This is a genomic window from Cupriavidus sp. 291-E7, assembly GCF_057798835.1.
This window is the reverse complement of record NZ_JBYOJV010000040.1, coordinates 1-22,323: the sequence shown is the minus strand read 5'-3', so window position 1 is coordinate 22,323 and position 22,323 is coordinate 1. Positions and strand designations below refer to the sequence as shown.

20 protein-coding genes and 1 tRNA gene are annotated in these 22,323 nt (G+C 65.0%); 12 read left to right on the top strand and 9 right to left on the bottom strand.

Annotated elements, in window-relative coordinates; genetic code table 11:
* From AC3FLX_RS32895 to AC3FLX_RS32870, 6 genes are all read right to left on the bottom strand, one after another.
* The coding region (locus tag AC3FLX_RS32895) for a bifunctional UDP-4-keto-pentose/UDP-xylose synthase (RefSeq protein ID WP_488701483.1) at nucleotides 1–1,042 on the bottom strand (1,042 nt) is incomplete at its 3' end.
* Between the two features lie 10 nt (nucleotides 1,043–1,052).
* A complete protein-coding gene (locus AC3FLX_RS32890; RefSeq protein WP_488701482.1) occupies nucleotides 1,053–1,979 on the bottom strand; it encodes a formyltransferase in 927 nt (308 codons plus the stop codon).
* Entirely contained in the window at nucleotides 1,967–2,959 is a 993-nt protein-coding gene (locus AC3FLX_RS32885) for a glycosyltransferase (protein WP_488701481.1), read from the bottom strand. The genes AC3FLX_RS32890 and AC3FLX_RS32885 overlap by 13 nt, the downstream gene beginning before the upstream one ends.
* Nucleotides 2,938–4,113 carry a DegT/DnrJ/EryC1/StrS family aminotransferase gene (locus AC3FLX_RS32880; RefSeq protein WP_488701480.1) on the bottom strand — a complete coding sequence of 392 codons (1,176 nt, stop codon included), beginning with the start codon at nucleotides 4,111–4,113 and terminating at the stop codon, nucleotides 2,938–2,940. Before AC3FLX_RS32880 ends, AC3FLX_RS32885 begins: the two co-directional genes overlap by 22 nt.
* A 5-nt stretch (nucleotides 4,114–4,118) precedes the next feature.
* Nucleotides 4,119–4,490, bottom strand: a complete 372-nt coding sequence (locus tag AC3FLX_RS32875) for a DMT family transporter (RefSeq protein WP_488701479.1) — start codon at nucleotides 4,488–4,490, stop codon at nucleotides 4,119–4,121.
* Complete coding sequence (locus AC3FLX_RS32870; protein WP_488701478.1) at nucleotides 4,487–6,208, bottom strand: glycosyltransferase family 39 protein; 1,722 nt, start codon at nucleotides 6,206–6,208, stop codon at nucleotides 4,487–4,489. Before AC3FLX_RS32870 ends, AC3FLX_RS32875 begins: the two co-directional genes overlap by 4 nt.
* Nucleotides 6,209–6,611: 403 nt before the next feature.
* Here AC3FLX_RS32870 and AC3FLX_RS32865 point away from each other — a divergent pair, with 403 nt between their 5' ends.
* The gene (locus AC3FLX_RS32865; RefSeq protein ID WP_488701477.1) at nucleotides 6,612–7,478 is read left to right on the top strand and encodes a hypothetical protein; all 867 of its coding nucleotides are present in this window, start codon (nucleotides 6,612–6,614) and stop codon (nucleotides 7,476–7,478) included.
* Between the two features lie 83 nt (nucleotides 7,479–7,561).
* Here AC3FLX_RS32865 and AC3FLX_RS32860 read toward each other — a convergent pair whose 3' ends face one another.
* Together AC3FLX_RS32860 and AC3FLX_RS32855 are read right to left on the bottom strand one after the other, a co-directional pair.
* Nucleotides 7,562–7,843 carry an amino acid ABC transporter permease gene (locus AC3FLX_RS32860; protein ID WP_488701476.1) on the bottom strand — a complete coding sequence of 94 codons (282 nt, stop codon included), beginning with the start codon at nucleotides 7,841–7,843 and terminating at the stop codon, nucleotides 7,562–7,564.
* A gap of 158 nt (nucleotides 7,844–8,001) precedes the next feature.
* Nucleotides 8,002–8,907 (bottom strand): amino acid ABC transporter substrate-binding protein, encoded by a 906-nt coding sequence (locus AC3FLX_RS32855; RefSeq protein ID WP_488701475.1) that lies wholly within the window; start codon nucleotides 8,905–8,907, stop codon nucleotides 8,002–8,004.
* A 240-nt stretch (nucleotides 8,908–9,147) separates the two neighbouring features.
* On the opposite strand from AC3FLX_RS32855, the gene AC3FLX_RS32850 reads away from it, so the two are divergent.
* The 11 genes from AC3FLX_RS32850 (at nucleotide 9,148) to AC3FLX_RS32800 (ending at nucleotide 20,844) form a co-directional block, all read left to right on the top strand.
* Nucleotides 9,148–10,251 (top strand): acyltransferase family protein, encoded by a 1,104-nt coding sequence (locus AC3FLX_RS32850; protein ID WP_488701474.1) that lies wholly within the window; start codon nucleotides 9,148–9,150, stop codon nucleotides 10,249–10,251.
* Between the two features lie 323 nt (nucleotides 10,252–10,574).
* The gene (locus AC3FLX_RS32845) at nucleotides 10,575–11,813 is read left to right on the top strand and encodes a GTP cyclohydrolase II (RefSeq protein ID WP_488701473.1); all 1,239 of its coding nucleotides are present in this window, start codon (nucleotides 10,575–10,577) and stop codon (nucleotides 11,811–11,813) included.
* Entirely contained in the window at nucleotides 11,810–13,117 is a 1,308-nt protein-coding gene (locus AC3FLX_RS32840; RefSeq protein ID WP_488701472.1) for a URC4/urg3 family protein, read from the top strand. The genes AC3FLX_RS32845 and AC3FLX_RS32840 overlap by 4 nt, the downstream gene beginning before the upstream one ends.
* Nucleotides 13,118–13,231: 114 nt before the next feature.
* Nucleotides 13,232–13,924, top strand: coding sequence for a uracil phosphoribosyltransferase (upp, locus tag AC3FLX_RS32835; RefSeq protein ID WP_488701471.1), 693 nt, complete (start codon nucleotides 13,232–13,234; stop codon nucleotides 13,922–13,924).
* Nucleotides 13,924–14,601 (top strand): TetR family transcriptional regulator C-terminal domain-containing protein, encoded by a 678-nt coding sequence (locus tag AC3FLX_RS32830; RefSeq protein WP_488701484.1) that lies wholly within the window; start codon nucleotides 13,924–13,926, stop codon nucleotides 14,599–14,601. The genes upp and AC3FLX_RS32830 overlap by 1 nt, the downstream gene beginning before the upstream one ends.
* A 78-nt stretch (nucleotides 14,602–14,679) precedes the next feature.
* The gene (locus tag AC3FLX_RS32825; RefSeq protein WP_488701470.1) at nucleotides 14,680–15,687 is read left to right on the top strand and encodes a BMP family protein; all 1,008 of its coding nucleotides are present in this window, start codon (nucleotides 14,680–14,682) and stop codon (nucleotides 15,685–15,687) included.
* Nucleotides 15,688–15,762: 75 nt separating this feature from the next.
* A complete protein-coding gene (locus tag AC3FLX_RS32820) occupies nucleotides 15,763–17,322 on the top strand; it encodes an ABC transporter ATP-binding protein (RefSeq protein WP_488701469.1) in 1,560 nt (519 codons plus the stop codon).
* Complete coding sequence (locus AC3FLX_RS32815; protein WP_488701468.1) at nucleotides 17,312–18,403, top strand: ABC transporter permease; 1,092 nt, start codon at nucleotides 17,312–17,314, stop codon at nucleotides 18,401–18,403. The genes AC3FLX_RS32820 and AC3FLX_RS32815 overlap by 11 nt, the downstream gene beginning before the upstream one ends.
* Complete coding sequence (locus AC3FLX_RS32810; protein ID WP_488701467.1) at nucleotides 18,403–19,353, top strand: ABC transporter permease; 951 nt, start codon at nucleotides 18,403–18,405, stop codon at nucleotides 19,351–19,353. Before AC3FLX_RS32815 ends, AC3FLX_RS32810 begins: the two co-directional genes overlap by 1 nt.
* Before the next feature lie 20 nt (nucleotides 19,354–19,373).
* Nucleotides 19,374–20,654, top strand: coding sequence for an amidohydrolase family protein (locus tag AC3FLX_RS32805; protein WP_488701466.1), 1,281 nt, complete (start codon nucleotides 19,374–19,376; stop codon nucleotides 20,652–20,654).
* A gap of 103 nt (nucleotides 20,655–20,757) precedes the next feature.
* Nucleotides 20,758–20,844, top strand: a tRNA-Leu gene (locus AC3FLX_RS32800).
* Between the two features lie 179 nt (nucleotides 20,845–21,023).
* Here AC3FLX_RS32800 and AC3FLX_RS32795 read toward each other — a convergent pair.
* Complete coding sequence (locus AC3FLX_RS32795) at nucleotides 21,024–22,244, bottom strand: ISL3 family transposase (protein WP_488694692.1); 1,221 nt, start codon at nucleotides 22,242–22,244, stop codon at nucleotides 21,024–21,026.
* Between the last annotated feature and the right edge of the window lie 79 nt (nucleotides 22,245–22,323).

Sequence of the window (22,323 nt, the reverse complement as noted above, 5' to 3'; positions counted from 1 at the left end):
CGTCGACCAGCGTGCGGGCGTCCACCACCTTGTCGCGGTACGCTTCGAAGATGCGGCGCAGCGCCTGCTCCATTGTCACCTCGGGCTTCCAGCCCAGCTCCTCGACCGTGTTGTCGATCTTCGGCACGCGGTGCTGCACGTCCTGGTAGCCCTTGCCGTAGAACTCGCCCGACGACGTCTCCACGATCTTCGTCTTGCGCGCTTCCTCGGCGTACTCGGGGTAGTCGGCCGCCATCTTCAGCATCATCTCGGCCAGCTCGCGCACCGAGTGAATGTTCTTCGGGTTGCCGATGTTGAAGATCTTGCCGCTGGCCACGCCATTCTTGTTCTCGATGATGTGCATCAGCGCCGAGATGCCGTCCGAGATATCGGCAAAGGCACGCTTCTGCGCGCCACCGTCCACGAGCTTGATCGGCTCGCCGCGCACGATATGGCCCAGGAACTGCGTCACCACGCGCGACGAACCTTCCTTCGATTCGAAGATCGAGTCCAGCCCCGCACCGATCCAGTTGAACGGACGGAACAGCGTGTAGTTCAGACCCTCTTCCATGCCGTAGGCGTGGATCACACGGTCCATCAGCTGCTTGGAGCAGGCGTAGATCCAGCGCGGCTTGTTGATCGGGCCGTAGATCAGCGGCGAGGCTTCCGGATCGAATTCCTCATCGGCGCACATGCCGTAGACCTCGGAGGTCGACGGGAACACCAGATGCTTGCCGTACTTCACCGCGCCGCGCACGATGGGCAGGTTGGCTTCGAAGTCGAGTTCGAACACGCGCAGCGGGTGACGCACGTAAGTAGCCGGCGTGGCGATGGCCACCAGCGGCAGGATCACGTCGCACTTGCGGATGTTGTACTCGATCCACTCCTTGTTGATGGTGATGTCACCCTCGGAGAAGTGCATGCGCGGATGGTTCACCAGGTCGCCCAGGCGATCCGACGACATATCCATGCCGTAGACCTCCCACTGCGTGGTTTCCAGGATGCGGCGCGTCAGGTGGTGGCCGATAAAGCCGTTGACGCCAAGAATCAGGACCTTTTTCATCGCTATCCTTTCAGTGCTGTTCGGTGATGAAGTTCTGGAATTCGGGTGCGGAAACCGGATCGGCATGGTCCGCGCTGCTGCCTTGCAGCAGTTGCAGTACACGCAGCGCACCGCCATCTGCGCAGATGGCGACGATGCGGCCATCCACGACATGCAGTCCGGGCTGCAGTCCGGCAGGCACGGCCGCGGCTTCGAGGCGGCGCGCCTGCGCCACGATGAAGCGGCGTCCGCCGATTTCGGTGAATGCGCCAGGGTAGGGCGGCGCCACGGCACGGATCAGGTTGTACACGGCCGACGCGGGTTTCCCAAAGTCGATGCGGCCATCCTCGGGCTTGCGGCCCGAGAAATAACTACCGTCGGCCAGCCGGTTCGGCCGCTTCGGCGTCTGTCCGGATTTCATGGCCGGCAGCGCGCGCCAGAGCGTTTGCTCGGCGGCCACGGTGACCTTTTCAAAGACCTGGCCGGCAGTGTCGTCGGGCAGGATCGGCACCGACGTCTGGTCCACGATATAGCCCGCATCGGGCTTGGCTTCCATCGCATGCAGCGTGGCGCCGGTTTCGGTCTCGCCGTGCAGCACGGCCCAGTTCACGGGCACGCGGCCACGATACTTCGGCAGCAGCGATCCATGCATATTGAACGCGCCATGCGGGGCAATGGCCAGCACGTCCGCCGGGATCATGGCGCGGTAGTAGAACGAGAAGATCACGTCCGGCTTTGCCGCGCGCACCGCGTCGGCCAGCGCCGGGTCGGTCGGATCCTCGGCATAGAGGAACGACAGGTTCAGCTCGGCGGCGGTGTCCGCCACGCGCTGGAACCAGATGTTCTCGTCGGGGCGGTCGCGGTGGGTGATGACCAGCGCCACGTCCACGCCCTGCGCATGCAGCACGCGCAGGCAGCGGTCGCCGACGTTGTGATAGGCAAAGACTACTGCGCGCACGATGGCTCCGGTTTTGTGTTCTGTTCCGGATCGCGTTCGAGCACCGCCTGGATGCGGTAGCGCGGGCGGTCGCGCACTTCCTGATAGATGCGCCCAATGTACTCACCCAGCAGGCCGATGCCGAACAGCATGATGCCGATCAGGAAGAAGTTGACGGCGAACAGCGTGAACACACCCTGAACTTCCGATCCGAGCACGAAGCGTCGAATCAGCAGCACCAGGAACAGGCCCGCCGAGGTGATCGACAGCATCGTGCCGATCGCCGAAAACCACTGCAGCGGCACGATCGAGAAGCCTGTGACCAGGTCGAAGTTCAGGCGGATCAGCTGGTACAGCGAGTATTTCGACTCGCCGGCATGGCGCTGCTCGTGACCGACCTCGATCTCAACCGGATTCGACGCGAACGTATAGGCCAGCGCGGGAATGAACGTGTTGACCTCGCGGCAGGCGTTGATCGTGTCGATGATGTTGCGGTCATAGGCGCGCAGCATGCAGCCCTGGTCCGTCATCTTGATCTTGGTGATCTTCTCGCGCAGGCGGTTCATCGCGCGCGACGCATAGCGGCGGAACGCGGTGTCGTTGCGCTGGCGGCGGATCGTACCCACGTAGTCGTGACCGTTGCGCATCTCGGCCACCAGGCGCGGAATCTCTTCCGGCGGGTTCTGGAGGTCGGCGTCCAGCGTGATGACGATGCGCCCGCGCGTGTGCTCAAAGCCGGCGAGGATGGCCATGTGCTGGCCAAAATTGCCATTGAACAGGATCACGCGCGTGACGTCCGGGCGCTTGTGATACTGGGCAGCCAGCATCTGCGGCGAGCGGTCGGAGCTGCCGTCGTTGACGAAGATGACCTCGTACGATTCGCCCAGGCTGTCCAGCGCCGGATACACGCGTTCGAACAGCGCTTGCAGTCCATCTTCCTCGTTATAGACGGGAATGACGACCGAGACCTCGACAGGACTTAGTGAGAGAGACGTTTGCATGTTTCGCTGAGAGTTGCGCAAACCCGCTCCACGTCGGCGGCCTGCATGGCGGGGAACATCGGCAGCGTGACGATGCCACGCCCGATGCGTTCGGCGTGCGGCAGCATGCCATCGCGCCAGCCCAGGGAGCGGAAATAGGTAAACAGGTGAACCGGCGGGTAGTGGACGCCAGTGCCCACGCCGCGCTCGCGCATCGCTTCCATCGTCAGCTTGCGTGCTTCCGCGCGGCCGCCTTGCATGCGATCGGTCGGCAACACCACCTGGAACATGTGCCAGTTGGTGGTAGCGACATCGGGATCACGCGGTACGGGCAGTTCGATGCCAAGCTCGGCCAGGCCCATGTCCGCCGCGCAGCGGAAATAGGTTTCGGCCAGTTCGGCGCGGCGCGCGGTGATGGCATCGAGCTGCTGCAGCTGTGCCAGGCCGATGGCGGCGTTGACGTCGGTCAGGTTGAACTTGCCGCCCGGTTCCTCGACGTCCATGCCGTCCATGCCGGTACGGATCACGCCCTGCAGCCGCAGTCGCTCCGCGCGGCGGGCTTCTTCGGGCGTGTTCATTACCAGGCAGCCGCCTTCGATCGTGGTGATGTTCTTGTTGGCCTGAAAGCTGAAGCTGACCAGGTCTCCGAGCGCGCCGATGCGCTGGCCGCGCCAGCGTGAGTCGATAGCCTGCGCGGCATCTTCGATCACGCGAAGGTTATGGCGCTTTGCGATGGCGTAGAGGCGGTCCATGTCGACGGGCAGCCCCGACAGGTACACGGGAATGATGGCGCGCGTGCGCGGCGTGATGGCTGCCTCGACCGCATCCAGGTCGATATTGCGTGTGACCGGATCGATGTCGACGAACACCGGCTTCGCGCCGACCGTCAGCACCACGTTGGCCGTGGCCACCCAGGTGATGGGCGTGGTGATGACTTCGTCGCCGGGGCCGATATCGGCAATGCGCAGCGCGATTTCCATCGTGGCCGAGCCATTGGAAAACGTGCGCACCGGGCGGCCGCCGAACAGTTCGGACAACGCAGCCTCGAAGGCCTGCACCTTGGGGCCGGAAGTGATCCATCCCGATGCCAGCACCTTGCCCACTTCGGCAATGGTGGCCTCGTCGATCTGGGGGCGGACGAACGGCAGGAAATCCTGCGGAGCGGAAGCAGTCATGAGCGTCAGGAACGGGCAATCAGGAAAACGCCGGCGAGTATCAGCACGATGCCGGCCATACGCAAGGGGCCGATCATTTCGCCAAACAGCCACCAGGCGGCCAGGGCATTGACCACATAGCCCAGAGACAGCATCGGATAGGCAATCGAGACATCCACGCGCGAGAGGCCGACGATCCATACGCCGACGCTGATCACGTAGCACGTCAGTCCGGCAATGACCGGCCACTGCGTCAGCACGCGAAATGCGGTGGTCAGGATTGTCGCCCGTTCGATCGTGATGGCGCCCACGGCGTTGGTGCCGGCCTTGAGCAGCAGCTGCGCACAGGCGTTGAGCAGCACGCCAGTAAAGATGAAAGCGAAAGTCGACAGGTTCATGGGGTGTTTCTGGGTTCCTTGGCCTCGGCCGGCACCGGGAAGTTGCTGGCGACGACGCGCCGCACATCCCGTGCCACCACGTTCAGCGGCACATGCTGCGCAACCAGGCTGTCATAGGTTTCCGGCGACATGATAGCGAGTGCGGGCTGGCCATCCTTCCATTTGGCGATGAATGCGTCCGTCGTCGGCACCCACTTGCCCGGCTCCTGCTGCGTGCCGAATTCCAGCTCGTCGGCAAATTCGACCATAGTCAACGTGCGGCCCAGGTAGAACGGCAGGGTGTGATCGAGCATGCGCACGCCATAGATCGGCATGTCGTCCTTGAGCACGGCCTTGATCGCCGGCAGCATGTCGACGCCCGATGCCCGGCGGCCCATCACCTCGTGTCCCATCAGGCCGATCGTGCAAGTCAGGAACATCGACAGCGCAAAGGCGGCAATGCTCGGAAACAGGCCGCGCGTGCGCAGCAACCGGCGCGCCAGCAGCATGCCGCCCAGCAGTACGGCAAACGCCACCCCAATATAGACGGCGAAAGCGCGGAACACTGCATTCGGATTGGTCGGGCGGTCCAGCGTGGCCACCACGGGCGCGGCGATCAGTCCCACTACCGCCAGCACCAGCAAGGCGTTGATCTGGCGATTCCACGAGCGCTCGTTGATCTGGTCCAGTGCCACAGCCACCAGGATGGCCAGGGCCGGGAAAACCGGCACGATATAGCCGGGCAGCTTCGACCCCGACATGCTGAAGAAGACGAAGATGGCGGCGAACCAGACCAGGCTCAGCAGGGCAGGCTGGAACGGCTTGCCGCCCATGCCACGCACCGCGCCGGCGCGTTCGCGCACCACTTCCCACATACGCGGCACCAGGCCCAGCCACGGCAGCATGCCAGCCACCAGCAGCGGCACGAAATACCAGACCGATCCCTTGCGCGCGTGCACGGTGGACGTATAGCGGTCCCAGTGCTCGTGAATAAAGAAGAAATGCGGAAATTCGGGATTCCGGCTCGAAATCAGCCAGAACCAAGGCACGGTGACCACGAGCAGGGTCACGATGCCCGTAAGCAGGTGCAGCCGGCGCCAAAGGCCGAAGTCGCGCGTCAGCAGCGTATAGACCACGAGCACCAGGCCGGGCAGCGCAATGCCGACCAGCCCCTTGGTCAGGATGGCCACGCCCATCGCGGCCCAGCAGGCCAGCATCCAGCCAAAGCGTGCCCGGGGCGTCGCTTCCGGGTGCTGGGCCAGCAGCATGCAGGCGAGCACGCAGGCCAGCGCGCCCGACAGCGTCATATCCAGTGAATTGAAATGGCCGGCCACGCTCCACATCGGCATGGCAAGCAACGCCAGCCCGGCCAGCAGGCCGGTGCGGCAGCCAAACCAGCGTGCGGCCGCCAGCATCGTCGCGCCAAGCCCGGCAATGCCGGCCAGCGCCACGCACAACCGCGCCTGCCAGTCGCCAACGCCAAACAATTCGTAGGCGAACGTGGTGATCCACAGGTGGAAGGGCGGTTTTTCGAAATACTTCAGGGCGTTGTAGCGGATGGTCACCCAGTCGCCCGTCACGAACATCTCACGCGAGATTTCGGCGTAGCGGCCTTCGTCCGGACGCAGCAGGTGGCGGGCGTCGAGTGTGCCAAACCAGACCAGCAGGACGCCGATGACAACGAGCACAACCATGCCGACAGGCAGCCCGGCTTGGCGCGTGGGCGAAGAACTACGCATATTTCTCCTGAAATGGCCGGGATCCCGGAGGCTGTTCGTATAGCCGCCCTGTGGCGGACACCCCACAACGCGGCACTGCGCGAATTGGTGGACACGGGGTCCGTCGCGGGCGCGCTGCCCGCGCTGGCAGCCGGATTGCGACCCAGAAAGACCAGTTTCTGGGCGTCGGCGATTGCCACGGGCGCGCAATGGTAGCACGGGCGCATTGTTCGCCCCGCCGTTTGAGCCCCCCGCGAGGCATCCGCCGCGCCCCCGGAAGGTGTCCGGTGTGGTCTGGCCGGGTCCGTGCCCGGTGTGACTGGCCCATTTCCGTCGCGCGCATTTCGAGCAATACTTGCGCCATTCCGGCACATCGCCCGCAGACTGATGCGGCGCCCGCCGGCCATTGAATTGGACGATCGCCATGAAACGGGCGTTGCTGCTGTTGTTGACTTCGGGTGTGATGGGCACTGCATTTTCTCAGGCGTCGGCGCCCGATGCGGTGCCCGTGCCCGTGTCCGGCATGTCGCCACCCATGCCCGGCGCGGCGGCACTCTGCGACGCGCCGTGGTTCCGCTCAGGCTCGCGCGTCCAGATGGAAGGCGATGGCTCGATGCCGATGTCGATCACGATGACGCTGCGCGAAGTCATGCGCACCGCACGTGGGTGCAGCGCCCAGCTCGAAGTCCGCTCGAAGTCCGCGTTCGCCGCGCTGATGGGCCCGCCGGTGGTGATGGACCAGGTGCACGAAATCAACATCGACCGCAACGCCGCCACGTCGCGCACGCGCATCGACAGCCGTAACGCCGTGATCAATGCACGGGCACGCTACGCGCGGATGTTCGGCGAGGCGTCGTTCAATGGCAGCGGGGTGTTCAACTATGCGGGCCTCGACATCAGGGAGGGCGCCACGCTCGAAGGTGAAACCTTCCAGTCCAGCGTATCGCTCAAGATCTATCCGCTGGGCAAGGACGAAGTGGTGGGGAGCATGCAGGCGCTGCATGCATCGATCATCGTCGGGTCGCGCCACGTCGGCCGCAAGCAAATGATCAACACGGTGATGGGCCGCAAGGAATGCATGCCGATCACCTATGAAAAGCGCACCTCGCTTGGCCCGCTCATGGTGGGCGACGAACTGCTGAAGCTGGAGCCCAGCGTGCTGCACGTGACCGACTGGTATTGCCCGATGGAGGCATTCGTTCTGCGCACGGAAATCCGGCAGAACAACGAGGTGCAGCGCGTGGATGTGACCGCGCTGGAGATGGATGTGAAGGAGGAGGACGACAGGTAGACGACCTGCCACGCCGTCCGTGCATGAAAAAAAGGAGCCCGGGAGGGCTCCTTTCTTCTTTGAGCAACCGGCAGCGCCGCCGCTCAATTTCCCTGCGTCGGCTTCTTCGTCGCGGCCTTCTTGGTCTTCGGCTTCTTCGGCGCGGTCGACTGGTCGGTCAGGTCGGCACGGGTGCTCTTGTTCGCGCCCTGCGAGTACGGGTCGAACTTGTCGCCGGACTTGGCGCCCTGGCTGTACGTGTCGAATTTCTCGCCAGCCTTGGCACCTTGCGAGTACGGGTCGAAGGACTTCTTGTCCTGCGCAATGGCAGCCACGGAAGCCGTGGCGAGACCCAGTGCGATGGCGGTGGCGATCAATTTATTCATGGAATTCTCCTCTGAGTTGCCGCCGGGTTGGTTTGCACGATGGCGGTTCGCGTTGTTGCCGGTTCTACCGCAAGGTAGAACCAGGCTCAGGCCAGTGTGGACAAGGCCTGATGGGGCGTCAACTCAGGGCTTTTCCGAGGGTGCGCCTCGAAAAATGCTTACTCCGTCACAGCGTCCGAAGGATGCTTCCATGCATTCACGACTTCGGCCGACGGGGCCAGTGCCAGGTTGGTGCCGCGGTTGCCGATCGGCTGCTGGAACCAGCGCTTCTGGAGCGCGGCGGCGTCCGGGCTGGCGAAGGTCTTGGCCAGCGTCTGATCGACCAACTGCTTCCATTCCGGATCGGCCTTGGACATCATCAGCGCGTTCTGCTCCACCGACAGGGCGGGGCCGACGATCACATACTGCGACGGGTCCTTCGACTTGGCGCGCAAGCCGGCCAGCAGCACGTCGTCCATGACGAAGGCCTGGGCGCGGCCCGTTTCCAGCAGCAGGAACGACTCACCGTGATCCTTGGCATAGACGTCGTGGAAGCCATACTCACCCTTCAGGCGTCGCACATGGCGGTCGCCCGTGGAGCCGGCGCTGGTGACCACGGTCTTGCCGCGCAGATCATTGAAGGACTTGATTCCCGAATCGGCACGCACCAGCATCCGCACCGTGGAAACGTAATGCGACACGCTGAATGCCACCTGCTTCTGGCGCTCCAGCGTATTGGTATTGGGGGCGCAATCGAGGTCCGCCAGGCCGTTGACGATGGCCGGCACGCGGTTCTGCGGCGTCAGCGGCAACCAGCGCACCTTCAGGTCCTTCAGTCCCAGCTTCTGCTTCGCGGCTTCGGCCACGCGCAGGCACAGGTCCACTGCGTATCCGGCGGGCTGGCCACGGTCATCGGCAAACGAGAACGGCAACGCGGACTCACGATAGCCGAGTGTGATCGTGCCGCTGTCACGAATCTTGTCCAGCACAGGGCTTTGGGCGTACGCGGCGGGCAGAACGGCAGCGGCCAGGGCAAGGCCGGCCAGCAGGCGTCGAAGGGAAGGCAGGGCTACGGACAGCGACATATTCGGGATCAGGCACGGAAAGACGGAAGGGTATACCCGGTCCCGGCCAGGGCGAAGAATTAGTTTCTTATTAGCTAATGCTCGTAAGTGGTGCGAAAGAGCGTGCGGCAGATGCCGTGTGGCGCACTTCGTACACTGGCTTACATCCGTTACGGTGAGGATTACCTGTCCAAGGGATACCCCTGCACCGATCCGGTACAATGCCGCCCACTTTGTATCTTTCGCATAACAAATAACGACATGAGCCCCCGTCCTTCCCGGCTCGCCTGCGTGGACGCGCTGAAGGCGGTCAGCTCTCAGCTGATCGTGTTGCACCACCTGGCGTTCTACGGGCCGATGTCCGATGTCGCCCAGTCGCTCGCGCCCGGCCTGATTGGCTGGCTGGCCGACTACGCCCGCATCGCCGTGCAGGTGTTCCTGGTCATCAGTGGCTTTCTGGCGGCCCGCAGCCTGGCGCCGGGTGGATACCTGACCGCCGCCAGCCCGCTGACTACCATATGGCGGCGATACCAGAAGCTGGTGGTGCCGTTTTCCGCTGCCATTCTCGTGGCGATCGTCGGGGCAGCCATCGCGCGTACCTGGATGCAGCACGACTCGATTCCGGCGGCACCGCACCTGGCTCAATTCGTCGCGCACGTGCTGCTGCTGCACAACATCCTCGATGTGGACGCGCTGTCGGCCGGCGTCTGGTATATCGCGATCGACCTGCAACTGTTCGCGCTGCTGGTGATGGCGCTCTGGTTGGCGCGCGCAGTGGCCCGCGAAGCGCTGCCGCTGGGGGTGCCCGTCGTGGCCGCGCTGGCCGTGGCTTCGCTGTTCTGGTTCAACCGGGATGCAAGCTGGGACATCTGGGCCATCTATTTCTTTGGCGCGTACGGGATGGGGGCGCTGGCGTTCTGGGCGTCGAATCCCGGCCGCTCGCCGTGGCCGCTGATGGCGCTGGCCGCGATTGGCATCGCCGCGCTGGCGGTGGACTTCCGGCTGCGCATTGCGGTGGCGCTGGCCACGGCGGTGCTGCTGGCCGTCTCGCGTCGTGGCGGCTGGCTGGAACACTGGCCGGGCGGGCGCCTGACGGCGTACTTCGGCCGGATTTCGTATTCGGTGTTCCTGGTCCACTTTCCGGTCTGCCTGGTGGTCAACGCGCTGGTCAGCCACCTGGCGCCGGGCAAGCCCGTGCTCAATGCGCTGGGCATGGTCGCCGCCTGGGTTCTCAGCAACGCCGCCGGTGCCTTGTTCCACCGCTATGTCGAGGCCGGGAACCCGGTTCGCGCAATGGTGGACTGGCTGACCACCGATCTGCCGGCCCGTACCCGCGGGCGCATGGGGCAGCAGGCGGAAAGCTGACCCGTCCCCACATCAAGCATGCAAACGGCACGTCCCTCTGGAGACGTGCCGTTTTTGTTTGGGCGATGGAAGATGGAATCAGGCCGTATCGAAATGGCAACGACTTAAATTCCACCCGCGGCCGAATGCTGGTGCGTATGCACCGCGATGTACCGGCGCCGGCATTGGAATATCGTCTGCCAGCACCCGGACAGTGCGTACGGGATGCCACTAACGGTAACAACCCCACTTGGGCGTTGGCATGAACGTTGCCTAGTATGAACATATAAACCTGACCATCTGGTCAGGATTCGTGTTCCGGTTTATCACCGGGGAGGCGAAACATGTCCGACCATATCGTCCTGACCTCGCATGCGCGGCGTGACAAGCCGGCCGAGCCGATTCACTGGGGCGCGCCCACCGCGGCGGAGCGCGGCCCGGTCATCGCCAGCCTGACCGATCCGGCGCAGCGCAACGTGATCGGCACGCACTCCGGCGCGTACGCCATCTACCGTGCGCTAGCCGTGGCGTCGGGCAGTCTTCAGCGCGCCCATCGGCCAGATCTGACCGATACCGCGCCAGCCGAGCCGATCGGCCCGCATTCGCAATGGGGCGACCCGGACAAGATCGTGTCGCTCGACCCGTGGGGCCATCTGGTGTCGTCGGTCTTTGCGGACCGCATCAAGGCCGGATTCGATATCCGTCCGACGATTGCGATCACGCGCGCGCACATCAACATGCCCGAGCTTGGCGCGGCCATCGCGTCGGGCCGGCTGAAGCCCGATGGCGACATTCTGTACGCCAATGGCGATGTGCGGGTTTCCAAGGCTGCCATCGATCCAGTCTGGTATCTGCCCGGTATCGCACGGCGCTTCAATATCAAGGAGAGCATCCTGCGCCGCAGCCTGTTCGAGCAGACCGGCGGCATGTTTCCGGAACTGGTCACGCGCCCGGATCTCAAGGTCTTCCTGCCGCCCATCGGTGGCATGACGCTCTACTTCTTTGGCGATATCACCCAGCTCGGCAAGCCCGAGACCAAGGTGGCGTGCCGTGTGCACGACGAATGCAATGGCTCCGACGTTTTCGGCTCCGACATCTGCACCTGCCGGCCCTATCTGGCGCATGGCATCGAGGTATGTATCGAGATGGCGCAGCAGGGCGGCGTTGGCCTGGTGGTCTATAACCGGAAGGAAGGCCGTGCGTTGGGCGAGGTCACCAAGTTCCTGGTCTATAACGCACGCAAGCGCCAGGTTGGAGGCGACCGCGCGGAGACATATTTCGCCCGTACGGAGTGCGTGGCTGGCGTGCAGGACATGCGATTCCAGGAACTGATGCCTGATGTCTTTCACTGGCTCGGGATCCGGCGCATCGATCGCTGGGCCTCGATGAGCAACATGAAACATGGCGCGCTCACGGCGCAGGGGATCGAGGTGGTCGAGCAGGTGGCCATTCCCGATGAACTGATCCCGGCCGATGCGCGCGTGGAAATCGATGCGAAGGTGGCGGCGGGTTACTTCACCAGCTACACGCCGCCGGATGCCAACGAACTCGCCCTGGCAAAGGGCAGGGGGTTGAACGAATGAACGAACATCCCGCAGGAGGTTCGATCGGAAACGAACCTGGCACGGGCAGCGGCTGGCACAGCCCGGTGCCGGTCGATCATCCCGCTTCCGCGTTGCTGAGCGGCGAAGCAGTGCGCACGCGTTGCGCAGTCGTGACCGAATTCGTCGCATCCGGCGAGTCCGAGCTTTTCACCTGGCATCCCGACCGGATCCATGCCATCGCGGACTACGTGGCCGCCACGATCCGGCGCCGCTATCCGGATCTGCGCGTGCCGTACCACAGCCGCTGGCGCCATTTCGAAAGCGGCGGACCCGGACAGGAATCGATCAACCGCTGGCAGATCCTGTGCGAGCGCGCAGGCATGTCGGGCGCCGACCATTGCGCGGAGCGCGCGCGCATCGGCATCGACCTGGTCATTCCGAGCGTGCTGCTCGATGCCGGGGCGGGACCCGACTGGCGCTATCGCGACCCGGCCAGCGACATGATGCTGACGCGCTCCGAGGGGCTGGGCGTGGCGAGCTTCGATCTGTTCGCGCGCGGCGGCTTTTCGGCCGAGTCCGGCGATCCGCTGCGTGCCGATGCCGAACGACTGGCGCGTATCGATGCATCGACCATTGCCACGGCGTTCCAGGTGGCCCAGCACAATCCGCTGGTGGGCCTGGAAGGGCGCGCCGGACTGCTGCGGCGCCTGGGCGAAGTCATGCAGGCCACGCCCGCGGTGTTTGGTACGCCGGCACGGCTTGGCAACCTGTTCGACTACCTGGCCGCGCATGCCACGGATAACCGGATCGAGGCAGCGTTCGTGCTGCGCACGCTGCTGGTGGCCCTTGGCCCCGTTTGGCCGGGCCGCGTGCAGATGGCGGGCGTGTCACTGGGCGATTGCTGGCGCCATCCGGCCGCGCCCGACGGCCTGGTGCCGTTCCACAAGCTCACGCAGTGGCTGACCTATTCGCTGCTGGAGCCGCTGGAAGACGGCGGGCTGGTGGTGGTGGGGCTCGATGCGTTGACGGGCCTGCCCGAGTACCGCAATGGCGGCCTGCTCTATGACTTCGAGCTGACCGTGCCGCGCGACCGCGAGTTTGCCAGCCGCGCCCATACGGTGGATGAACCTGAGATCGTCGAATGGCGCGCGCTGACCGTCACGGGGCTGGATCTCGTTGCCGACGCCGTGCGGCAGGCATTGGGTCTGAAGGCGGAGGATTTCCCGCTGGCGCGCGTGCTGGAAGGCGGCACCTGGGCAGCGGGCCGGCGCATAGCGGCGCAGCGCAGGCCGCCGGGCGGTCCGCCGCCGTTCGAGATCCAGAGCGACGGCACGGTGTTCTAGCGGCAGTACCACAAGGCTTGGCAGTACCCGATCAGCAGGCAGCCGGACCGTGGCGGGCCATGTGGCCCGCTGCGCCCGAATCAGGCGAGTGCCCGGATAACCAAGGAGCGCACCATGAACGACATGACCGACGTACCCACGGCCGTGCAGGCCTTTGCCGAGACGGAAGGTGCGGCGGTGCCCGCGGTGATGGTGGTCAATCATCCGCTGGTGCAGCACAAGGTGACGCTGGTGCGCAGCGAGGAAACCACCACCGACAACTTCCGCCGTCTGGTGCGCGAGATCAGCCAGTTGCTGACGTACGAGGCCACGCGAGACCTGGCGATGGAAACCATCGCCATCAAGACGCCGATCGCGCCCATGCAGTCGCCGGTACTGTCCGGCAAGAAGCTCTGCCTGGTGTCGATCCTGCGGGCGGGCAACGGCTTTCTCGACGGCATGCTCGATCTGCTGCCGGCCGCGCGCGTCGGACATATCGGCCTGTACCGGGACCCCGAGACGCTGGAGCCGATCGAGTACTACTTCAAGATGCCGGAGGATATTCACGAGCGTTTTGTCATCGTGGTGGACCCGATGCTGGCCACCGGGAACTCGGCTATCGCGGCGATCAACCGCCTCAAGGAGGCGGGCGTGACCACGATGAAATACGTCTGCCTGATTGCATCGCGCCCCGGATTGCGCGCGCTGCAGGCCGCGCATCCTGACGTGGGCATCGTCACCGCCGCGATCGACGAGCAGTTGAACGATCATGGCTACATCGTTCCCGGCCTTGGCGACGCCGGAGACCGCCTGTACGGCACCAAATGATGGACGCCCTGGCCCAGGCACACGCCGTACATGGCATCGGTCCGCAGGTTGGCGGACGCATCCGCCAGGAGAACGAAGCCCTGATCCTGCACGCGGCCGAGTATGTATTCGCGCGGGCGGGATTTGCCGGGGCGACGATGGCGGACATTGCCACGCGGGCCGGCGTGCCGAAGTCGAACCTGCACTACTACTTTCGGACCAAGCAGGCGCTGTATCGCGCGGTGCTGGCGCACACGCTGAAGCTGTGGCTATCCGAGACCGACATCATTAGCGCCGAGCATCCGCCACGGGCGGCATTGGAGCAGTACATCCGCGCCAAGATGCGGCTGTCGGCAAGCCATCCCGATGCGTCGCGCGTCTTTGCCAACGAACTGCTGCACGGCGCGCCCGAAATCGGCGGCGTACTGCGCCAGGCGCTGCGCGAACTGGTGGCGCGCAAGGCCGTGGTGATCCGCGCGTGGATCGACGGCGGCCTGATGGCCCCGGTCGATCCGTATCACCTGTTCTTCACGATCTGGGCAGCCACGCAGACCTATGCCGATTTTGAAGCGCAGGTCTGCGCGGTGCTGGATGTCAGCGCCCTCGATGCCCAGGACTTTGAACGCGCCACCGAGCACCTGGTGACGCTGCTGCTGCGCGGCTGCGGCCTGCACGCGCCAGAAACGGACACCGCCTGAGCCGGCGGCCATTTCAACCTTCCACGTCAACCAGCGCGCAAGAGCGCGCACAACAACGCAAAAAAGGGGAGTGAAGTCATGCACATGGGAAGCGATCGTCGTACCTGGCTGAGAGCCGCGGCAGCGGCAGTGGCGCTGGCCGCCATCGGTATGTCGCCCGGCGCGCAGGCACAGGCGAAGATCAAGGTGGCCGCGGTCTATACGGTGCCCGTGGAGCAGCAATGGGTATCGCGTATCCACAAGGCGCTCAACGAGGCCAAGGGGCGCGGCGAGATCGATTACGTGTTCTCTGAAAGCGTGTCGAATGCCGACTACGAGCGCGTGATGCGCCAGTACGCCGAACAGGGTGCCGGGCTGATCGTCGGAGAGTCGTTCGCAGTGGAAGGCGCCGCTCGCAAGGTGGCGAAGGATTATCCGAAGACCGCCTTCCTGATGGGGTCCTCCGGCAAGCCTCAGGCGCCCAACTTCTCGGTGTTCGACAACTACATCCAGGAGCCGTCGTACCTGACGGGCATGATCGCGGGCAGCATGACCAAGACCAACCATATCGGCATGGTCGGCGGTTACGCGATTCCCGAAGTCAACCGGCTCATGCACGCTTTCATGGAAGGCGCGCGCGAGGTGAATCCGAAGGTGAAGTTCACGGTCAGCTTCATCGGATCGTGGTTCGATCCACCCAAGGCTAAGGAAGCGGCGTTCGCGATGATCGACAAGGGTGCCGACGTGCTCTACGCCGAGCGTTTCGGCGTGTCGGACGCCGCCAAGGAACGCGGCAAGCTGGCCATCGGCAACGTGATCAATACCCAGCCGCAGTACCCGGCCACGGTGGTGGCCTCGGCGCTGTGGAACATGGAGCCGACGATCGGTGCCGCGCTCACCAAGGTCAAGACTGGCCAGTTCAAGAACGAGGACTACGGCCAGTATTCGCTGATGAAGTACAAGGGTGCCGAGCTGGCTCCCCTTGGCACGTTCGAGGGCAAGGTGCCGGCCGATGCGATGAGCAAGGTCAAGGCCAAGGAGAAGGCCATCCTCGATGGCAAGTTCGTGGTCAAGGTCGTGGAGACCGAGCCGAAGTCAACGCCGTAAGCGCGCGGACTGCCGCCCCTCACTGGCCCCGTCCCATGTGGACGGGGCCGCGTCCTTTTCTTCATCCTGACATCGATGCCTCTGGAATCGCCGGTACTCCGGCTCTCGCATATCACCAAACGCTTTGGTTCGCTGCTGGCCAACGACGACATATCGCTTGACCTGCACCGTGGAGAAGTACTCGCTCTGCTCGGCGAAAACGGCGCCGGCAAAAGCACGCTGGTCAATATCCTGTTCGGCCATTACGTGGCCGACGCGGGCGGCGTGGAGGTGGATGGCGTGGCGCTGCCGCCGGGCAACCCGCGCGCCGCGCTGACTGCCGGAATCGGCATGGTGCACCAGCATTTCACGCTGGCCGACAATCTTTCGGTGCTGGACAACATCCTGATCGGTACCGAGCCGCTCTGGCGCTGGCGCCAGCAACGCAGCGCCGCGCGTGCGCGCATCCAGGACCTGGCCACGCGCTTTGGCCTGGCGGTGCAGCCTCAGGCGCGCGTGGGGTCGCTATCTGTGGGCGAGCGTCAGCGCGTGGAAATCATCAAGGCGCTGTATCGCGGCGCGCGGGTGCTGATTCTGGACGAGCCAACCGCCGTGCTGACGCCGCAGGAAGTGGACCGCCTGTTCGCCACGCTCGGTCAGATGATTGCCGAAGGGCTGTCGGTCATCTTTATCAGCCACAAGCTCGACGAGGTGCTTCGGGTGTCCCACCGCGTGGCAGTGCTGCGCGGCGGCCGACTGGTGGCCGAGCGTGACGCTGGCTCGACGGGCAAGGCGGAACTGGCCGAGCTGATGGTGGGACGTCGCGTGGAAATGCCCACGCGGGCCGCCGCGACGTCTTCGGGCGACGTCGTCGCATCGCTGGACCGGGTCACCGTGCCACCAGTGGCGGGCCGGCAGGGACTCAAGGAAATATCGCTCGACCTGCATGCCGGGGAAATCCTCGGCATTGCCGGCGTATCGGGCAATGGGCAGGTGGCGCTGGCGGAGTTGATGAGCGGCACGGTGGCCGCGTCGGCGGGCGGCGTGACGCTGCGTGGCCAGGCATTGCCGGCGGTGCCACGGCGCTGGATCGGCGCCGGGGTGGCGCGTATTCCCGAAGACCGCCATGCGGAAGGCGCGGTCGGCGATCTCGCGGTCTGGGAGAACGCTATCGTCGAGCAGCTTGGAAACCGGAGCTTTGTGCGCGGCGGTGTGATTCGCGGCAACGCATCGCGCCGCTTCGCCCACGAACTGGTGCGTCGTTTCGACGTGCGCGGCGGCGGTATCGATGTGCCGACGCGCACCCTGTCGGGCGGCAATATGCAGAAGCTGATTCTGGGCCGCGCGTTTTCCGTGCGCGGCACGCGGGCGCCGGCGCTGGTCGTGGCCAGCCAGCCCACCTGGGGCCTCGACATTGGCGCGGTTGCGTATGTGCGCGGGCAGTTGCTCGATGCCGCCGCACAAGGCGCGGCCGTGCTGCTGATCTCCGAGGACCTGGACGAACTGATGGCGCTATCGGACCGCATCGCCGTGATTCACGCCGGACGGCTGAGCACGGCGCGCGCCACGTCCGCTTGGACGCTTGGCACGCTTGGCCTGGCGATGGCCGGCGTCGATGCCGCGCACGCGGACCGGGAGGTGGCCCATGCGGCTTGAAGCCCGTACCTCGGTGTCGCGTACCGCACTGGTGATGGCACCGGTCGGCGCCATCGCCGTCACGTTGCTGATCTGCGCGCTGCTGGTGGCGATGGCCGGTGCTCCCGTCGGCAAAGCCTATCTGCTGTTGCTGGAAGGCGGATTCGGTTCGCGCTTTGCGTGGTCCGAGACGCTGACGCGCGCCACGCCGCTGATCCTGACCGGTCTGGCTGTTGCCGTGGCATTTCGCACGCGGCTGTTCAATATCGGTGCCGAGGGTCAGCTCTATCTCGGCGCGCTCGCGGCGGTGGCCGTGGGCGGGCAGGTCGATGGAGCGGCGGCGCCCTGGGCCGCATCGCTGCCGGGCGGCGTGCTGTTCGGCCTGATGGTGGCGGCCGGTATGCTGGCTGGCGCGCTGTTGCTGCTGCTGCCCGCCGTGCTGAAGATCCGGCTCGGCGTGGACGAGGTAGTCACCACGTTGCTGCTCAACTTCATCGTGCTGCTGGCGGTATCGACGATGCTCGATGGCCCGATGAAAGATCCCCTGGCGATGGGTTGGCCGCAGTCGGTGGCGTTGGTGTCGGAACTGGAGCTGACCCGGCTGCTGGAACGATCGCGCGTGCACAGCGGCCTGCTGGCGGCCGTGACGCTGGCCGTGCTGGTGTGGGCGATCAACCGGTTCACCGTGTTCGGGCTGCAGATGCGAGCGGTGGGTGCCAATGCGCGTGCGGCCGCGTTTGCCGGTATGCCCGTTGCGCGCGTCACGCTGCTGGCCGCGGCCATGTCCGGCGCGCTGGCGGGGCTGGCCGGCGTCGTGGAGGTGGCCGGCCGCACCGGCTATCTGACGCTCGATATGTCGCCGGGCTATGGCTATACGGGCGTGGTGATCGCCATGCTGGCCGGCCTGCATCCGATTGGTGTGGTCGCATCGGCGATATTCGTGGCGGGCATCCTGGTGGGCGCCGACGGCATGAGCCGCGCGGTGGGCGTGCCAAACGCGATTGCCGACGTGATCGTCGCCGTCGCGCTACTGGCGATGCTGGTGGCGACGATGCTGGCGCGCTACCGTGTACGCTTCGATCGGATCGGAAAGGTGGCCTGATGGAACTGATCGATATTCTCTCGGGCGCGCCGTTCTGGATTGCCGTGCTGCGTGTGGGTACGCCGCTGATCTTCGGCACGCTGGGCGTGCTGCTCTGCGAGCGCGCCGGGGTGCTGAACCTCGGCATCGAGGGCATCATGGTGGCCGGCGCGTTTTCGGGCTGGCTGGCGGTCTACCTCGGCGCGCCGCTGTGGGGCGGCGTGGCGGTGGCCGCCGTGGTGGGGTTGCTGTTCGGCCTGCTGCATGGCTGGCTGACGGTGTCTATGGCGCTGTCGCAGCACGTGGCGGGGCTGGGCGTGACGATGCTGGCCACGAGCGTGTCCTACTACGCCTACCGTCTGGGCTTTGCACAGGTATCGACACCGCCGACGATCACGCCGTTCGCGCCGATGGCATGGTGGGCCGGGGTGCCGTTGATCGGCACGGTCATGGCGGCCGAAACGGCGCTGACGCTGCTTGCGCTGCTGACGGCGCCGCTGCTGGCCTGGCTGCTGTACCGCACGCCGCTGGGGCTGGCGCTGCGCATGGTGGGCGAAAACCCGGCGGCGGCCGAAGGGCAGGGCATTCGCGTGGGCGTGGTCCGCATTGGCGCGATCATGGCCGGTTCCGCGCTGATGGCCATCGGCGGTGCCTTCCTGACGCTGTCGGCGTTCAATGCCTTCTTCTTCAACATGATCAACGGGCGCGGCTGGATCTGCGTGGCGCTGGCGGTGTTTGCGTCGTGGCGGCCGGGCCGGGCCTTGCTTGGTGCGCTGCTGTTCGCGGCGTTCGACGCACTGCAACTGCGGCTGCAGCAGGGCGGTGCCAGCCTGCCAGGCCTGCCGCCGCTGCCGTATCAGATCTACCTGATGCTGCCGTATATCCTGTCGATCCTTGCGTTGGTGCTGGTAGCCCGGCGTGCCGCCTATCCGCAGGCGCTGATGAAACCGTACCGCAAGGGCGAACGCTGACCATCCTGAACGAATCTTCCATGCTCGATACCATCCTGCGTCACTGCAACCTGCCCGACGGCCGAACCGATGTCGATATTGGCATCGCCGATGGCCGGATCACGACCGTGGAACCGCAACTGGCCGCGACGGCCGGCGAAGAAATCGATGCGGCCGGCCGACTTGTCTCGCCGCCTTTCGTGGACGCGCATTTCCATATGGATTCCACGCTGTCCTATGGACTGCCGCGCGTGAATCAGTCCGGCACGTTGCTGGAGGGCATCACCCTGTGGGGGGAACTCAAGCCGCTGCTGACGCAGGACGCCATTGTCGAGCGCGCGCTGGCCTACTGCGACTGGGCCGTGGCCAAGGGGTTGCTGGCCATCCGTTCGCACGTGGATGTCTGCGATCCACGGCTGCTGGCTACCGAGGCGCTGCTCCATGTGCGCGAACGCGTGAAACCGTATCTTGATCTGCAGCTGGTGGCGTTTCCGCAGGATGGCGTGCTGCGATCAGCGGGCGCGCTCGACAACCTGCGCCGGGCGCTGGACATGGGCGTCGATGTGGTCGGTGGCATTCCTCATTTCGAGCGGACGATGGCCGACGGCGCGGCGTCGGTGAAGCTGCTGTGCGAGGAGGCCGCCAATCGTGGCCTGCGCGTCGACATGCATTGCGATGAGAGCGACGACCCGATGTCGCGCCATATCGAAACGCTCGCCAGCGAATCGGTGCGGCTTGGGCTGCAGGGGCGCGTGACCGGATCGCACCTGACATCGATGCATTCGATGGACAACTACTACGTGTCAAAGCTGCTGCCGCTGATCCGCGAGGCCGGCGTCGCGGCCATCGCCAATCCGCTGATTAACATCACGCTGCAGGGGCGCCACGACACCTATCCGAAACGTCGCGGCATGACACGTGTGCCGGAGATGCTGGCGGCCGGCATCACGGTCGCCTTCGGGCACGATTGCGTGATGGATCCCTGGTACAGCCTGGGTTCGGGCGACATGCTGGAGGTGGCGCACATGGGTCTGCACGTGGCCCAGATGACGGGGCACGATGCCATGCGCGCCTGCTTCAAGGCGGTGACCGAAAGCCCGGCGGCGATCCTGGGGCTTGACGGTTACGGGCTGGCGCCTGGCTGCCGTGCCGATCTGGTTTTGCTCCAGGCGACCAATCCGGTCGAGGCCATCCGGCTGCGCGCCACGCGGCTGCTGGTGATGCGCGCGGGCAAGGTGATATCGCGCACGGCTCCGGCCACAGCAACCCTGTCGCTGCCGGGCCGGCCGGCGCAAGTCGACTTCGGCCTACATCGCGCCTGACCGGTTTTGTTTTTAAGGTTTCTGCGAAAAGGGTGTTGACAGAACCTGGCGTGCTCAGCATAATCACGTTCTTCGCATCGCAGCAGCAATGCAGCGAGACGAAGCCCAGATGGCGGAATTGGTAGACGCACTAGGTTCAGGTCCTAGCGGTGGCAACACTGTGGAGGTTCGAGTCCTCTTCTGGGCACCAATTCGAAAGCCCTGCTCATTGAGCAGGGCTTTTTCATTTCTACGCCCAGAAAGGGCAGTCGGTGGGGACTAGAAAAAGGTTGCGCGTGCAAGCGCAACCCGGGGCCGCGCATCGGCGACCGAGTCCTCTGCTGGCACCAATTCGAAAGCCCTGCTCATCGAGCAGGGCTTTTTTCTGGTTCAACGAGGAATTCCGGGGAAGGCAGCCTTGATCTTCAGGAAGAAGTATTCCTCGTCGCGGTAGCCGTAGGCCCTACGCTTGATGACCTTGATGGTGTTGTTGATGCCCTCTACGACGCTCGTGTTCAGCGGGTGCCGGCATCGGGCGATGATGCCGTGCCAATAGGCTTTCAGGCGCTGGGCGAACAGTTCGAGAGCCGGAATCCGGCTCTGGCTTGCCTGTTCACACCAATGCTCCCACGCCTTTTGCGCCCATCCCGGGCGGCGGTAGAACCACAGCCGCTTGAGCTCGTCTCTCAGGATGTAGACCGTCAGCAACGGCTGATTGGCCTGCAGCACCTCGTTCAGATGCACGGCTTGAGGGTCGCTCAGGTTCTCCTTGTTGCGCAGCAGTAGCCAGCGCGTGGACTTGAGTACCCGTCTGGCCGGACGGTCGTGCCGCAGGCGGTTGGCCTGATCTACACGGACCCGGTCGATCACCTCGCGCCCGTACTTGGCCACGACGTGGAAGAGGTCGAAGACCACCTCAGCCTGCGGGCAATGCTCGCGGATCTCCAGTTCATAGGCGGTCGTCATGTCGATGGCAACGGCCTCGATGCGCTCTGCCGCGCCTGCCGGGAGTTGCGCAAAGAAGGCGCGCGCCGTCTCGCGCGAGCGGCCCTGACCGATCCAGAGCACTTGCCGCCCAATCGGATCGACCACCACCGTCGCATAGCGATGGCCCTTGTGCAGCGCGAATTCGTCCATGGCCAGGTAGCGGATGCTGGACCAGTCCGGCTCGACGACTGCCTCGCGCAGGCGCGCCTTGTCGATCGTCTTGACGGTATGCCAGCCCAGGTCATAGAAAGCCGCCACGGCCTGCACCGTGCAGTGACGCAGCAACTGCCCGCAGGCCTGCGCCAGCCTGGCTGTGACACGCTGGTAGCGCCCAAGCCATTCGAGCCGCTCGAGTCGCGGCCCCCCGCATTGATCGCACCAGACGCGCCTGCGGGGGACATGCAGCACCACCCGGTACTCGAACAGCGGAAGATCGCGCACGCGCCGCACCACCGTTTCATGGACCTGCCGGCACTTCGATCCGCATTCCTCGCAGTACATGACCTTGCTGACTGGCTTCAAGTACAGCGCCAGCGTACGGCTCTCCCCTTCAGGCCATACCACCCGATCCAGCCTGTAGCCATCCCAGCAGCCCAAGGCCTGCAGCGTCTTCCGATCCAGCATCCCGTTCCTCAACAGCCGTCTTAACGGCCATTAGGATACGGAATGTGGCAATTCAGTCCCCGGAATTCTCCGAAGAACC